Below are 14,727 nucleotides of genomic sequence, written 5' to 3' on the forward strand. Positions count from 1 at the left end.
CCGGTGAGGCTCAGAACCGGTACGCGTAGCGCAGCGTGATGTGCGCGTCGCGGTCGTTCACCGCGTTCTTGTGCGCGGCGAGGTTGCCCAGGATCGCCTCGACGATGGAATGGCGGTCGAGGCTTTCCCAGTACGCGGTGAACGCGAAAGCCCATCCCGCGTGAATCGGGTCCAGGTTGCGGTCGTCGCGATAGCGCAGCGACCGCCACGTCGCGCTCGCGCCCAAGAGCCACTGCCCACCGAAGGCCCATTGGTTGTCGAGCTGCAGGAAGTGGCGCGGCACGTAGGGAATCATGCGGCCCGCGAGCGCGCCGGTCTGCACGGCGTCGCGATTCAGGTAGCGGGCCGCGAGAGAGGATTCGCGACCGAGCAGCCGGTTCATCGACAGGCCCAGCGTGTCGATGCGCCCTGCCATGTACTGCGGCGTCTGCTCGAGATCGGGCTTGGCCTGGAACACGTCGGGGCGCGCGCGCAGGTTCTGCAACTGCGTGAGCTCGAAGTCGGAGATCGCCGTGGTGCGCCCTGCGAGGCCGTTGTCCACGCGCTCGTGATCGCCGAACGCGCGAATGAAGGTGTGCTCGCCGAACTCGCCGTCGAACTGCACTCGCGCGCGTTCGTAGAGTCCGCCCGCGGCCACGATTCGGTCGTTGATCGCGATGCCGAGCGTCTCCACCGGCGCGAGCGTGGAGACGGATGCGGGCCGCCGCCAACGTTGCAGCACGGCACGCAGCGTCTGAAGCGGCGCGATCTCCCAGCTCACGCCGGCGCGGGGGTTGATCTCGTGACTGTCTCGATCGCCCACCGTGTTCCCGAGGGAAAAGCTGCTCGGCGGCGCGACCTGCAGTGAAAGGGTGTCGGTGTCGAGGCGATGGCCGCGCGCCTGCTGCGCGAACACATCGAGTTGCGCCTGCAGGCCACCGCGCGGCTGAAAGATCGCCGACACATACGCATCGATGGAGCGCAGCGCGAGCTGCTGCCCCGTGTCCACGACGGCGGGCGTGAACGTGGTCGTGAGCCGCCCGTCGTTGCGCTGGCGCGAGTATTCGGCGCCCCAGCTCCAGAGCACGTCGCCTGCGGTGAACGCATGGCGAAGCTGCACGTCGTCTTGTCGAACGGTCGACTGGAACGCATCGAGCGTGCCGTTCGGCGTGAACACGCTCGTGTGGAAGAGCGTGTTGAGCGACTGCGCGAGGTCCGCCGACGCGAGTGCGCCTGCGACGCTGTTGTCCTGCCGTCCGCTGCCCACCTTGATCCAGAGCTGGTTGTCCGGCTGGAACCTGAAGTTCAGTCCGGCGTCGGCGCGCTGTTCGCGCTGGGCAAAGCGATCCGACGGCAGTTCGGTCGTGCGAAGGTCGCCTCGCAAATCCGTGTCGGTCGCAAAGGCGAAGAGTCCGAGCTGCCACGTCGGCTTCACGCCGAGCCCGAAGGTGAGGTTGTGCGCATGCGCGCTGCTCGCGTCGTCGCGCGATTGCGCGCGTGGGAAGTCGGCGCTCGCGAAGTAGGCGACCGGAACGGGTTCCACGCTCATGCCGTTGACGCTCGCGATGCCGGCGAGCTGGTCCCAGCTCGTGCGGTCCGCCACCGCTTCCACTCGGCCGTAGTGCCCCGGTGCCGTCACGAGCGAATTGCGCCGGTTGGACGCGCCGAAGGCCGTCGGCTCGGTGAGGTAGCCCTTGAACAGTTCGGAGTTGCGATTGAATTCGCCGGTGAAGCGGTCGGCGAGGAAGAGGTGGCTCGCGCCCCAGTAGGGCGAATTCGCGCGCGCCGCGTAGTCGTCGGCCCATTCCTCCAGGCCGAAGCCCGCAAGCGCGCTGCCGAGATTGCCGCTGCCTTTCTGGTTGCTCGCCACCGGGTTGAGCGACTTGAGGTAGGGCAGGCGCAGCTGCGCTTCGCGCGCGGAGGCGATGGCCGCGCCGGGATCGAGCGCGTCGCTTTCGGCGAGGCCGCGCATGACGTAGGGCACCGGGTCGTGCGGATCGAGCCGAGCCGCATGCGCGAATGCCTGCAGCGCACGATCCGTCTCGCCCTGCTGATAGAACGCGACGCCGGAATAGAGCCACGCGCGCGCGTGGCGCGGCTCGATCACGCCGGCCTTCATGAACTGTTCCAGCGCTTCCCGCGGGCGGCCGCTCTTCAGGTGCACGATGCCCAGGGCCGTGAGCGCCTGATAGTTGGAAGGCTCCTTCGCGAGGACTTGCCGCAGCAGTTCGCGCGCGTGCGCGAGGTCGCCTGCGAAGCTCTCGGTGGCCGCGAGTTCGGCGAGCGCGCGGCCTTCCGCGGGATCGAGCTTCAGCACCTCGCCGAGCGAGCGCCGCGCTTCGGCCACGCGTTCGCGTTCGGACGCGACGAGCCCGAGCCCATACCACGCATCGACGCTGCGCGGATCGACCGCGAGCGCACCGAGGTAGGCCGCGCGCGCCCGCGCGGCATCGCCCTGCAGCACCGCGAGGTCGCCTGCGGTCGTGAGCAGTTCGAGATGGCCCGGATGCTCGGCCAGCGCCTTTCCGACAAGCGCCTTAGCGTCCTCCACGCGGTCCTCGCGCGCGAGCGCGTTCGCAAGCAGGGCGACCGCCAGCGGGTCGCCGCTGCCCTCGCTCGCATGCGGGGCGAGGAGCTCGCGCGCGCGAGCGACTTCGCCCTGGTACATCAGGAGGTCCGCGAGCATTCTCGCGGCGGCCGTGTCGCCGCCCCGTGCATTTCCGAGCAGCGCCTGCGCCTGCGTGAACTCGCCCGCTTCGACGAGTGCCACCGCTTGCGCAAGCCGCGCCGCATCCGTGCCGGCCCAGCGCCTGGGCTGCGGCTTCCACGACGACACCCATTGGACGCGGCTTGCCGGATCGACGAGCTGGAACTTGCGCGGCGCCTGGCCCGGCTCGGCGACCGCTGCATCGCCTGGGCCCAGCACGATCGCGCCGAATTCATTGCCGACGTCGACGGTGCCCGAGAGCACGGCGATGCGCGTCGTGCCGGAGGCCGGATCGACTTCGACTTCCCAGTCCGTCCCGCGGATGCCGATGGTGGTCGTCGGCGTTTCCATGCGCAGCGCGTTGGCGGGCTTCGTGCCGTCGCCCGCGCCGGGCGGGGGTGCCTGCGGCCGCGCCTGGCTCCACGCGCGGCCGGCGTTCAGGCGCACGGCCGTTTCCGACCATTGCGTGGCCTCCGCGAGGGACTTGATCTGAAGCTGGCTGTTCTGGTTCAGGCGGATCTGCGTGCGGTCGGACATGAGCACGCCCATCTGGCTGTTGGCGAGCGTGCGCACCGACCCGCCGGGCGCGATCCTGTCGTTCACCGCCGCATTGACCCAGACGGTCTGGTCCGTCTCGCGCCGCTCGCCGCGGCCGGTGACCATGACGACCTCCGCGCCGGGCGCGGCGGCGAGGCTTGCCACCGGGCCGAGCGCCATGGCGAGGGCGGTGGCGGCGGCGGCGACGGTCCCGAGCGCGGACAGCCCCTTCTTCATTCGTCTTCCCGCCCTCCGAGCGTTAAGCTGCGCAGATGATCGCGGGAGAGGGTAACGCAAAACGCCCCGCGAAGTCACCTCTGCACGTCATCGCAAGGAGTAGCACGCATGGCAGCGACCACAGGCAACGACATTCTTCTCGGCACCTCGGGCGACGACACGATCGACGGCCTGGCGGGCAACGACTCGATCGACGGCGCCGACGGCAACGACACGCTCTTCGGCAGCGACGGCAACGACACGCTTGTCGGCGGCAACGGCAACGACAACCTTTTCGGCGGCAACGGCAACGACAGCGAGAACGGCGGCAGCGGCGACGACTGGCTTTACGGCGACAACGGCCCCGATACCCTGAACGGGGGCGGGCAGGCCTTCGCGGACTACGCGAGCTGGATCAACGACCCCGCGGGGGTGAGCGTCAACCTCGCGGGCGGCACGGCGACCGACGGCTTCGGCTGCATCGACACGCTCGTCTCCATCGAAGCGGTGCAGGGCTCGGCCTTCAACGACACGATCGTGGGCGACGGCAACAACAACTGGTTCAACCCGGCGGGCGGCAACGACAGCGTCTCGGGCGGGTCCGGCACCGACGGCGTGGCCTACTGGGAATCGGCTCACGGCGTCACGGTCAACCTTCTCGCGCAGACCGCGAGCGGCGCGGACATCGGCAACGACACGCTGAATTCGATCGAGCTCGCGCAGGGCTCCGACCACGACGACGTCCTCATCCTTTCCAACACGGCCGGCGGCGGGGCCTTCGGGCGCGCGGGCGACGATTCGATGACCGGCGGCATCTCCGACGACGGCTTCACCCCCGGCAGCGGCAACGACACGATCCACGGCGGCGCCGGCTTCAACTCGCTCACGTACCTGGATGACGGCTTCGACGCGGCGGGCCACATCATCCACGGCGTGAACGTGAATCTCGTCACGGGCACGGCCGTCGACGGCTGGGGCGACACCGACACCTTCGACGGCATCCAGATCGTGAACGGCTCGCAGGACGACGACACGCTCACCGGCGGCAATCCCCTGAACGGCACGGGCGCGACGGACGGCTTCGAAGGCTTCCAGGGCTACGCGGGCAACGACACCATCGACGGCGGCGCCGGCTTCGACCGCGTCTTCTACAACCAGAGTCCCGCGGCCGTGAACGTGACGCTGGGCGGCACGAGCCCGGGCATGGGCCACGACGGCTTCGGCGGCATCGACACGCTCATCGACATCGAGGAGGTGCGCGGCTCGCAGTTCGGCGACACGCTCACCGGCAGCGACTCGGGCGACTTCGAGTCGTTCGAAGGCCTGGGCGGCAACGACACGATCGACGGCAAGGGCGGAACGGACCGCGCGAACTACCAGACCTCCACCGGCGGCGTGAACGTGAACCTCGGCACCGGCATCGCGAACGACGGCATGGGCGGCATCGACACGCTTTCGAACATCGAATACGTGCGCGGCTCGGACCTGAACGACACGATCGCGGGCGACGACGGCCCGAACAACCTGGAAGGCCGCAACGGCAACGACAGCCTCTTCGGCGGCGCGGGGCAGGACACGCTGCATGGCAACACGGGCAACGACACGCTCGACGGCGGCTCGCAGCTGGATCCCGGGAACACGGCCGACGCCAACGCCGAATACGACATCGCGGACTACAGCGACGCGACCGGCGGCGTGACCGTCGCGCTCGGCGCCACGGGGACGGCGGGCACGGCCACCGGCTGGGGCAGCGACGTGCTGATCGACATCGAGCAGGTGAACGGCTCGCCCTTCGGCGACGTGATCACCGGCACCGACCGCGACGTGCGCGAGATCATTCGCGGCAACGCGGGCAACGACACGCTCTCGGGCGGCTCGGCGAACGACGCGGGTTTCAATCACGTGGACTACCGGTTCGCGAGTGGCGGCGTGACGGTGAATCTCGCCGCGGGCCTGGCATCGGGCGCGGACGGCAACGACGTGCTGAGCCACTTCCAGGGCATCCTCGGCAGCGCCTTCGGCGATTCGCTCGTGGGCGACGGACAGGACAACTACTTCGAGCCGCGCGACGGCAACGACACGATCGACGGCGCAACGGGCAACGACCGCCTGAGCTTCAGCGATGCGTCCAGCGGCGAGACGGTGGACATGAACGCCGGCACGGCGAGCGGCGGCGGGGGCGACGACGTCTTCACGGGCATCGAGCACATCCGCGGCTCGGAGTTCGCGGATTCGATCGCGGCCGACGCGAACGACAACGACCTGCAGGGGCGCGACGGCAACGACACCATCACGGCGGGCGCGGGGCAGGACACGGTCTACGGCGGCGCCGGCAACGATGTCCTCGACGGCGGCGCCAACGACACGCTCCTCGGCTACGACTGGGTGAGCTATTCGACGGCGGGCGGCGCGGTCGGCGTGAACCTCGCCACCGGGCTTGCGAGCGGCGCGGAGGGCAACGACACGCTCGTGAACTTCGAAGCGGTGATGGGCTCGCCGTATGCCGACACGCTGACCGGCAGCGCCGGCACCGACGTGCTGCGCGGCAATGCGGGCAACGACACGATCGATGGCGGCGCGGGCAACGACTGGGCCGACTACGCCGCCGCGACCGGTGCCGTGACCGCGAGCCTCGCCACGGGCACGTCGAGCGGCGCCGACGGCACCGACACGCTCGTGAGCATCGAGCGGCTGCGCGGCAGCGACTTCGGCGACGTGCTCACGGGCGATGCCGGCGACAACATCCTGCGCGGCAACCAGGGCAACGACACGCTCGACGGCGGCGCGGGCAACGACGCCGCGGACTATCGCAACGCCACGGGCGGCGTGACGGTGCGCCTCGACCTCGGCACCGCGAGCGGCGCCGACGGCAACGATTCGCTCGCGAACATCGAGAACGCGTACGGTTCGTTCAGCTTCAACGACACGATCGTGGGCTCCGGCGGCGCGAACGCCATCGACGCGCGCGGCGGCGACGACAGCATCGTGGGCGGCGACGGCAACGACACGCTCACGGGCGGCCCGGGCAACGACACGATCGACGGCGGCAACGGCACCGACACGGCCGTCTTCGGCGGCTCTTTCGCGAGCTACTCGATCACGTTCGACGAAGCGCATCAGCAGTTGGTCGTGAGCGGCCCCGACGGCACCGACCGGCTTTCCAACGTCGAGATGCTGCAGTTCGACGATCGCGTGTTTGCCTTCGAGGCGCAGGAGGGAACGAGCGCGCCCGAAACGATCGTGGGCAGCTCGGCGAGCGATCTCATCCATGCCCTCGAGGGCGACGACACGGTGTCGGGCGCGGGCGGCGACGACGCGCTCTACGGCGATGGGGGCAACGACCGGCTTTCGGGCGACGAGGGCGACGACTTCCTCGACGGCGGGACGGGCAACGACTTCCTCCTCGGCGGCACCGGCAACGACACGTATGTCGTCGACAGTGCGGGCGACGTCGTGCAGGAACCCGATGCGCTCGCGTCGGCCCCGCAAGGCGCGATCGGGCAGGTGAACATCGGCAACGGCATCGACCGCGTGATCGCGAGCATCGACTACACGCTCGGCAACTTCATCGAGAACCTGCAGCTCGCCGCGGGCGACGCGAGCCTCTCCGGCACGGGCAATGCGCTCGCGAACTCGATCGAGGGCAACGACGGCGCGAACGAACTGATGGGCGGCGCGGGCGACGACACGCTCGAAGGCGGCGGCGGCATCGACGTCGCGCGCTACGGCGGCGCGCGCGCCGACTACACCGTGACGGCCGTCGGCGATGGCTGGCAGGTGGCGGGCGCCGCCGACGGAGCCGACACGCTCGCGAACGTCGAGCGGCTCGCTTTCGGCAACGGCAACCTCGCGCTCGATCTGGACGGCAACGCGGGCACCGCCGCGAAGCTCCTGGGCGCGGTGCTCGGTCCGGCGGCCGTGCACAACGTGGCGCTGGCGGGCGTCGTGCTGCACGCGGTGGATGCCGGCTTCTCCGCCGAATCGCTGATGCAGATCGCGCTGAACGTCGTGCTGGGCGCCAACGCGACGAGCACGCAGGTGGTGGACCTCGTCTTCGCGAACGTGATCGGCTTCGCGCCGAATGCGGGCATCGAGGCTACGCTCGCGGGCCTGATCGACGGCGGGCAGTTCACGGCCGCCGGATTCGGCGTGTTCGCATCCGAGACGTCGTTCAATGCCGAGCGCATCGGCCTGTCCGATCTGATGCAGCACGGGCTCGAGTACGCCTGAAGCGGCCGGGCAGTCGGACCGGCCGCTGCGGCAGCCACCCCATACCTTCGTCTATGGAGCAAGCAGCGCCATTCCGTCACACACTTCGATGCAAGCGCCTGGAGAGAAGGGGGGTCTCGCTCATGCCGGGTCCGATTCGCGGAACAAGCGGTGATGTCTACGTTCAGGAGACAGCCTCCGGTGGCAGGGCCCTGGGCGATCTTCGCGCTCGTGCAGGCCCGACGCTGGCGCGTGAAGACCTGACAGCCGCCGTCGTGGCTGCCCTCGGCCAAAGCAACACGTCCGCCGATGCGGCTGACCTGGTCCAGCGCCTGGTGGATGCGGTGTCCGCGTCGCCGGGGGGGGACGTCGATCTCAGCAGCGCTCCGATTGCGGTGCTTGGCCTGCTCACCCACGTGGACGTGCTGCTCGCCCTCAAGGAATGGAGACTGGAACAGGAGCCGGCCCGGGAGATCGAGAGAATCATCCTGCCCGAACTGGACACGCTGCCCAGGCACCTGGGCACGCAGCTGTTGACGGCTTTCGCGCGGCTGCCGGGGCTGCTTGCGGTGGCCACGCGGGCATCGGGCGACTTCGTGCGCTGGGAGGACCGCCGCTGGCTGCTGGCGAGCGGCATGCAAGGCGAAGGCACTGGGCATCCGCCGGACGAGAACACGAAGCACAAGTGGACCCGGCGCAATCGCTTCCTCATCTGCATGGACCAGACCGACAAGCGCATCCGCGCCGCGAGCAAGGTCCACCAGATTCAGTACGACATCCCCGACGAGCATGTCTTCCACCTGGGCAGCCGCTTGCGCGGCAATGCGCCCGGCCTGCCCTTGCAGGAGCAGTCGCTGTCAGGCGTCGGGCTCGGCGACCGGCTGGACATCCAGTGCCACGGAAACAGCCAGTACGTGGCGGGGCAGCCGATGCAAGGGTCCGGCGAGGTGAAGGCCTTCGACCCGGCGGCCCTTGCCGAGCTGCTGCACAGCAAGGGGCTCAGAAGCGTGGGCGTGCTGAAACTGCAAGGGTGCTCGGTCTCGGCCGGCAACTACCTGGAGACGCTCAGCATGGAGCTCACGCTGAGGGGCATCCAGGTCGGCTATCTCTCGGGATTCAAGGGCAACCTGTGGAACCTGAGAACCGTCGTCAGGTTCAGGGGCGGGCGCCACGTCGTCGACTGGACCAAGCCGCTCAGGCTGTTGTGTCCGCTGCTCTGGGGCACGCTCAAGGGCAAGTGGGTCGGATTCCTGCCCTCCCTGGCATCGCAGCAGGCACTGCGGGGCAACGTCAAGCTCACGTTCCGGGGCACGAAGTTCTACGATCCGCAACGCTTCGGCACGCCGAGCTGACCGGGCCGCGGCCATCCAGCGGCCGCTCGCGGCGGCCTCAGGCCGTGAAGAACCCTTTCAGCTTGTCCGCCCAGGATTCCTCCTGCGGCGAATGCTTCGCGCCACCTTTCTTCAGTGACTCGTCGAGCTCCTTCAGGAGCTTTCTCTGGTGCTCGGTGAGCTTCACCGGCGTCTCCACGACGATGTGGCAATAGAGGTCGCCCGGGTAGCTCGAACGCACGCCCTTCACGCCCTTGCCGCGAATGCGGAACTGCTTGCCCGCCTGCGTGCCTTCCGGAATGTCGATGGCGGCCTTGCCGTCGAGCGTGGGCACCTCGATTTCGCCGCCGAGCGCCGCCCGCGTGATGCCGACCGGCACCACGCAATGCAGATCGTCGCCGTCGCGCTCGAAGATCGCGTGCTTCTTCAGGCGAATCTCGATGTAGAGGTCACCCGGCGGGCCGCCGTTGGTGCCCGGCTCGCCGTTGCCGGCGCTGCGGATGCGCATGCCGTCGTCGATGCCCGCCGGAATCTTCACTTCGAGCGTGCGCTGCTTCTTCACCTTGCCCTGGCCGTGGCAGGTGGTGCAGGGGTCGGGAATGATCTTGCCCGAACCGCGGCAATGCGGGCAGGTCTGCTGCACGCTGAAAAAGCCCTGGCGCATCTGCACCACGCCCTGGCCGTGACACGTGTTGCAGGTCTTCGCCTGCGTGCCCGGCTTCGCGCCGGTGCCGTGGCAGGTCTCGCATTCGCTCCATGACGGGATGCGAATCTGCGCGTCCTTGCCCTTGGCGGCTTCCTCGAGCGTGACTTCCATCGCATACGAGAGGTCCGCGCCGCGATAGACGTGGCGGCCACCACCGCCGCGGCGCGCGCCGCCCGCGCCGGCCTGGCCGAAGATGTCGCCGAAGATGTCGCCGAAGGCTTCCGCGAAGCCGCCGAAGCCTTCCGCACCGGGACCCGCGCCGCCGCGCATGCTCGGGTCCACGCCCGCATGCCCGAACTGGTCGTAGGCCGCGCGCTTCTCGGCGTCGGAGAGCATCTCGTACGCTTCCTTCGCTTCCTTGAACCTCGCTTCGGCGTCCTTGGCCGCATCCCCCTGGTTGCGGTCAGGGTGATGCTTCATCGCGAGCTTGCGATAAGCCTTCTTGATCTCGTCCTCCGAGGCGTTCTTGGGGACGCCGAGGACTTCGTAATAGTCTCTTTTGCTGGTGGCCATAAGGTGGTGTTCGACAGCTGATCTTCACCGCAGAGGCGCAAAGGCGCAGAGAGCGCAGAGAGCGCCAAGGGCCGCAGAGGGAATCCATTCAATTCTCTGCGGCCCTCTGCGTCCTCTGCGCCTCTGCGGTGAACGTGTGCCTTCAGCCCTTCTTCACTTCCTTCACTTCGGCATCCACGACGTTGTCGTCGTTCGCCGGCTTCGCCTCGGCCTGCGCGCCGCCGCCGCCCGCGCCCGGCGCGGCGCCGGACGCCGCCGCTTCGGCCTGCATGCCTTCGTACATCTTCTCGCCGAGCTTCTGGCTCGCCGACATGAGCGCGGTGGTCTTCGCCTCGATCGCGTCCTTGTCCTCGGACTTGAGGGTCTCTTCCAGGTCGCGGGCCGCGGCTTCGATCTTGTCCTTCTCGGCCGCGTCGATCTTGTCGCCGTATTCCGTCAAGCTCCTGCGCACCGAGTGCACGAGCGCCTCGCCCTGGTTGCGGGCCTGCACGAGCTCGAGCTTCTTCTTGTCCTCGGCGGCGTTCAGCTCGGCGTCCTTCACCATCTTCTCGATCTCGGCCTCCGACAGGCCCGAATTCGCCTTGATGGTGATCTTGTTCTCCTTGCCCGTGCCCTTGTCCTTGGCCGACACGTGCAGGATGCCGTTGGCGTCGATGTCGAACGTCACTTCGATCTGCGGCAGCCCGCGCGGCGCGGGCGGGATGCCCTCGAGGTTGAATTCCCCGAGCAGCTTGTTGCCCGTGGCCATGTCGCGCTCGCCCTGGAACACCTTGATCGTCACGGCCGGCTGGTTGTCGTCCGCGGTGGAGAACGTCTGCGCGAACTTGGTCGGGATCGTGGTGTTCTTCTTGATCATCTTGGTCATCACGCCGCCCAGCGTTTCGATGCCCAGCGAGAGAGGCGTCACGTCGAGCAGCAGGACGTCCTTGCGCTCGCCGCCGAGCACCTGGCCCTGGATCGCGGCGCCGACGGCCACGGCCTCGTCGGGGTTCACGTCCTTGCGCGGCTCCTTGCCGAAGAACTCCTTCACCTTGTCCTGCACCTTGGGCATGCGCGTCATGCCGCCCACGAGGATCACGTCCTGGATGTCGCTCACGGACACGCCCGCGTCCCTGATCGCGATCTTGCAAGGCTCGATCGTGCGTTCGATCAGCTCGTCCACCAGCGCTTCGAGCTTGGCGCGCGTGAGCTTGATGTTCAGGTGCTTGGGACCGGTCGCGTCAGCCGTCACGTAGGGCAGGTTGATGTCGGTCTGCGTGCTGTTGGACAGTTCGATCTTCGCCTTCTCGGCCGCTTCCTTCAGGCGCTGCAGCGCGAGCACGTCGTTCTTCAGATCGACGCCTTGCTCCTTCTTGAACTCGGTGACGATGTAGTCGATGATGCGCTGGTCGAAGTCCTCGCCGCCCAGGAACGTGTCGCCGTTCGTGGAGAGCACTTCGAACTGCTTTTCGCCTTCGACGTCGGCGATCTCGATGATCGAGATGTCGAACGTGCCGCCGCCCAGGTCATAGACGGCGATCTTGCGGTCGCCCTTGGTGTGCTTGTCCAGGCCGAAGGCGAGCGCCGCGGCCGTGGGCTCGTTGATGATGCGCTTCACTTCGAGGCCGGCGATGCGCCCGGCGTCCTTGGTGGCCTGCCGCTGCGAGTCGTTGAAGTACGCGGGCACCGTGATCACCGCTTCGGTCACGGGCTCGCCGAGGTAGTCCTCGGCCGTCTTCTTCATTTTGCGCAGGACTTCGGCGCTCACCTGCGGCGGCGCGAGCTTCTTGCCGCGCTCCTCGACCCATGCGTCGCCGTTGTCCGCGGCCACGATCTTGTAGGGCATGAGGTCGATGTCCTTCTGCACTTCCTTTTCGGTGAACTTGCGGCCGATGAGGCGCTTGATCGCGTAGAAGGTGTGCTTCGGATTGGTCACGGCCTGCCGCTTGGCGGACGCGCCGACGAGGATCTCGCCGTCTTCCTGATAGGCGACGATCGAAGGCGTCGTGCGCGCGCCCTCGGAATTCTCGATCACCTTGACGTTGTTGCCCTCCATGATGGCAACGCACGAGTTGGTCGTGCCGAGGTCGATGCCGATGATCTTTGACATGCTGTTTTCTCCTGTGGATGACCTGTTCGCCAGGCCGTCGATACGTTGTTCGCTAGTTGTGGATAAGCTGGGTACTTTTCAAGCGGCTCTTCGGCAAGGCTAACGCGCCTGCGCGACCGTGACGAGGGCCGGGCGCAGCACGCGGTCGGCGATCGTATAGCCCTTTTGCAGGACGCTCACGACCGTCCCGGGCTCCTGCTCGGCCGGCACCATCGAGATCGCCTGGTGCTGGTGCGGGTCGAACTTCGAGCCGGCCGAAGGATCGATCGCCGTCACGCGGTTGCGCTCCAGCGCGCTCCTCAGCTGGCGCAGCGTGGCTTCGGCGCCTTCACGGATCTGCTCGGGCGTGGCGTTCTCGTGGGCGAGGCCCGCCTCGAGGCTGTCGCACACGGGCAGGAGGCTCTCGGCGAAGCTTTCGATGGCGAACTTGCGCGCCTTGGCGGCTTCTTCCTCCGCGCGGCGGCGGGTGTTCTGCATGTCGGCTTGCGCGCGCAGGTACTGGTCGGAGAGCTCGACGTTCTTCGCTCGCAGGGCGGCCAGCTCGGCCTGGATCGTCGCCGGATCGTCGCCCGCGGGGGGCATCTCCGAGGGGTTGGGCTGGGGGCTCGCCGGGGTGCTGGCCGGGGGGTGCGGCTGGTTGGCTGCCTCGTCGGGCGCCGGCACGGCCGCGTCGGTCTGGAAATTGTCGGACATGGTGTTGTGGGTCGATGCACTACGAGGTCGCGCAGCAGCTTGGGGCGGGGCGCGCTGTTTCAAGATCGGGCCGGAGGCGGCCCGAAAAATAAAACGTGTGATTCTCGCCGATCGGAAGCGCCCGCCCTCGCGTGTAAAGTCCCACCCCATCGAATGGAGGGATGGCGCATGGCAAGGCAATTGATCAGTTCCGGTTCCAGCTTCGAGGGCGAGATCGGCTATTCCCGCGCCGTCGTGGACGGCGACTGGGTGTTCGTCTCCGGCACGACCGGCTTCGACTACGCCACGATGCGCATCGCCGACGACGTGGCCGAGCAGTGCGAGCAGTGCCTGCGCAACATCGACGCCGCGCTGAAGCAGGCGGGCGCTGCGATGGCCGACGTGGTGCGCGTGGTCTACGTGCTGCCGAACGGCGGGGATTTCCCGGCGTGCTGGCCGGTGCTCAAGCGCTGGTTCGGCGAGGTGCGGCCGGCCGCGATGATGATTTCGGCGGGCCTGGCCGATCCGCGCATGAAGATCGAGATCGAGGTGACGGCGCGCAAGGGCTCGGGGACCTAGACGAACGGCTCGGATCGCGGCGCGTCGAACCTGCCGCCCGATGGGACTCGGCAATGCGGGAAGTATTGGCCGAGGACAAGACTCTTGTATCGGAACCTGGAGGCGCGGGATGTGACAGACCCGCTTTACGGTACTGGAGAATCACGTGTCATCATCGTCGTCGTTCATTCGCGTTGCTGTTTCCGTTGCCGCAGGACTCGCGGCGGCATGGGAAGAAACGCAGCCTCCTCAGCCGGACCGGCGATTGCTGGAGCTTGCGCGGCCGGACCCATCCGCACAGGATGCGCAGGGCGCGTTTCTCCCCCTGGAGACGGGCTCGCGGGCCGGATGTGCCTACAACGGGCATCGGTTCGTCACCGACCAAGGCCCGATCACTTACTTCCGGACCCCCGATGATTTCTGCAATGACCCGGGCTGCAAGCCGGACTTTGCCGAGCCCTATCGCCTCGGATCCGTCGTCAGTGGCCTGAGGGACGTGCCCTGCGAGGATGACCACGGGAACAGTTCGCAGACGACGGTGACCGTCTGGACGTTCGAAAACGACGTCTTGTATTGGAACGACGGCATCCATCCCTGCGATTTCCAGGATGCCCGGCTCAACGTATTCAAAAAGCTCGTCCCGGGTGTCGAATACGTTGTCGTTCGTGACGACTGCACTGCCGGGGAGGCTCACGCGGCCGCGCAAGTCGTTGACGGACAAGGACGCGTGCCCGTGGCCGCGGCAGTCGGCGGAGCGTTCGCCGTGGTAAGCGCGGGCGCTGTCGCGTGCTGCTGCATCGCAAGTCGCAAACGGGATCGAAGCCGTCAATCGGCAGACGACCGGCAAGTCGATCCGCAAGTCGATCCGCAAGTCGCTGCAACGGCCGAAGAACTCGTGCGTCTGCACGTTGCGCAGCGGTCATCGACCACGCCCGTGCCGGTTGAACCGGGCGGAAAGTCCGATCGGAGAGACAATCCCGAAACCCGCACCCGCCGCCCCAATTGCGCCCCCCTTACCTTGCCGACGGAGCTGGTGAGCATCTCGATCCAGGTCGTCGATTGCACAGAGGAGCAGGAGGTGGCAGGGGTCGCGGGCGAGAATCCCGTTGGCCCGGGCCTGCCCAGCCCACATGATCGGGGAGAGGAGCCAGTGGTCATTCGCGCAGGATCCAGCGAACACTGATGCGTCGCGCGACCCGTCGCATGCAAC

Annotated in this window: 8 protein-coding genes; 4 read left to right on the top strand and 4 right to left on the bottom strand. The window is 67.9% G+C overall.

All coding sequences use genetic code 11. The features are described 5' to 3' along the window. Positions 1-10: 10 nt before the first annotated feature. Positions 11-3,460: a tetratricopeptide repeat protein gene (locus VHA82_RS17750; protein WP_325546201.1), complete on the bottom strand. Its 3,450-nt coding sequence runs from the start codon at positions 3,458-3,460 to the stop codon at positions 11-13. Between the two features lie 108 nt (positions 3,461-3,568). On the opposite strand from VHA82_RS17750, the gene VHA82_RS17755 reads away from it, so the two are divergent. After that, on the top strand, positions 3,569-7,669 hold the full coding sequence (locus tag VHA82_RS17755) for a hypothetical protein (protein ID WP_325546203.1): 4,101 nt from the start codon (positions 3,569-3,571) through the stop codon (positions 7,667-7,669). A 254-nt stretch (positions 7,670-7,923) separates the two neighbouring features. Beyond that, entirely contained in the window at positions 7,924-9,000 is a 1,077-nt protein-coding gene (locus tag VHA82_RS17760) for a hypothetical protein (RefSeq protein ID WP_325546205.1), read from the top strand. Between the two features lie 37 nt (positions 9,001-9,037). Here the strand turns inward: VHA82_RS17760 and dnaJ are convergent, their stop codons facing one another. From dnaJ to grpE, 3 genes are all read right to left on the bottom strand, one after another. Next, positions 9,038-10,198 carry a molecular chaperone DnaJ gene (dnaJ, locus tag VHA82_RS17765; protein ID WP_325546207.1) on the bottom strand — a complete coding sequence of 387 codons (1,161 nt, stop codon included), beginning with the start codon at positions 10,196-10,198 and terminating at the stop codon, positions 9,038-9,040. Between the two features lie 142 nt (positions 10,199-10,340). After that, positions 10,341-12,287, bottom strand: a complete 1,947-nt coding sequence (gene dnaK, locus VHA82_RS17770) for a molecular chaperone DnaK (protein ID WP_325546209.1) — start codon at positions 12,285-12,287, stop codon at positions 10,341-10,343. Between the two features lie 99 nt (positions 12,288-12,386). Further along, positions 12,387-12,980, bottom strand: coding sequence for a nucleotide exchange factor GrpE (grpE, locus tag VHA82_RS17775; protein ID WP_325546211.1), 594 nt, complete (start codon positions 12,978-12,980; stop codon positions 12,387-12,389). Positions 12,981-13,148: 168 nt separating this feature from the next. On the opposite strand from grpE, the gene VHA82_RS17780 reads away from it, so the two are divergent. Further along, on the top strand, positions 13,149-13,538 hold the full coding sequence (locus VHA82_RS17780; protein ID WP_325546214.1) for a RidA family protein: 390 nt from the start codon (positions 13,149-13,151) through the stop codon (positions 13,536-13,538). A 145-nt stretch (positions 13,539-13,683) separates the two neighbouring features. Next, entirely contained in the window at positions 13,684-14,700 is a 1,017-nt protein-coding gene (locus VHA82_RS17785) for a hypothetical protein (RefSeq protein WP_325546216.1), read from the top strand. Positions 14,701-14,727 lie beyond the last annotated feature (27 nt).

The organism is Ramlibacter sp. (genome assembly GCF_035548915.1).
Classification (GTDB): Bacteria; Pseudomonadota; Gammaproteobacteria; order Burkholderiales; family Burkholderiaceae_C; genus Ramlibacter.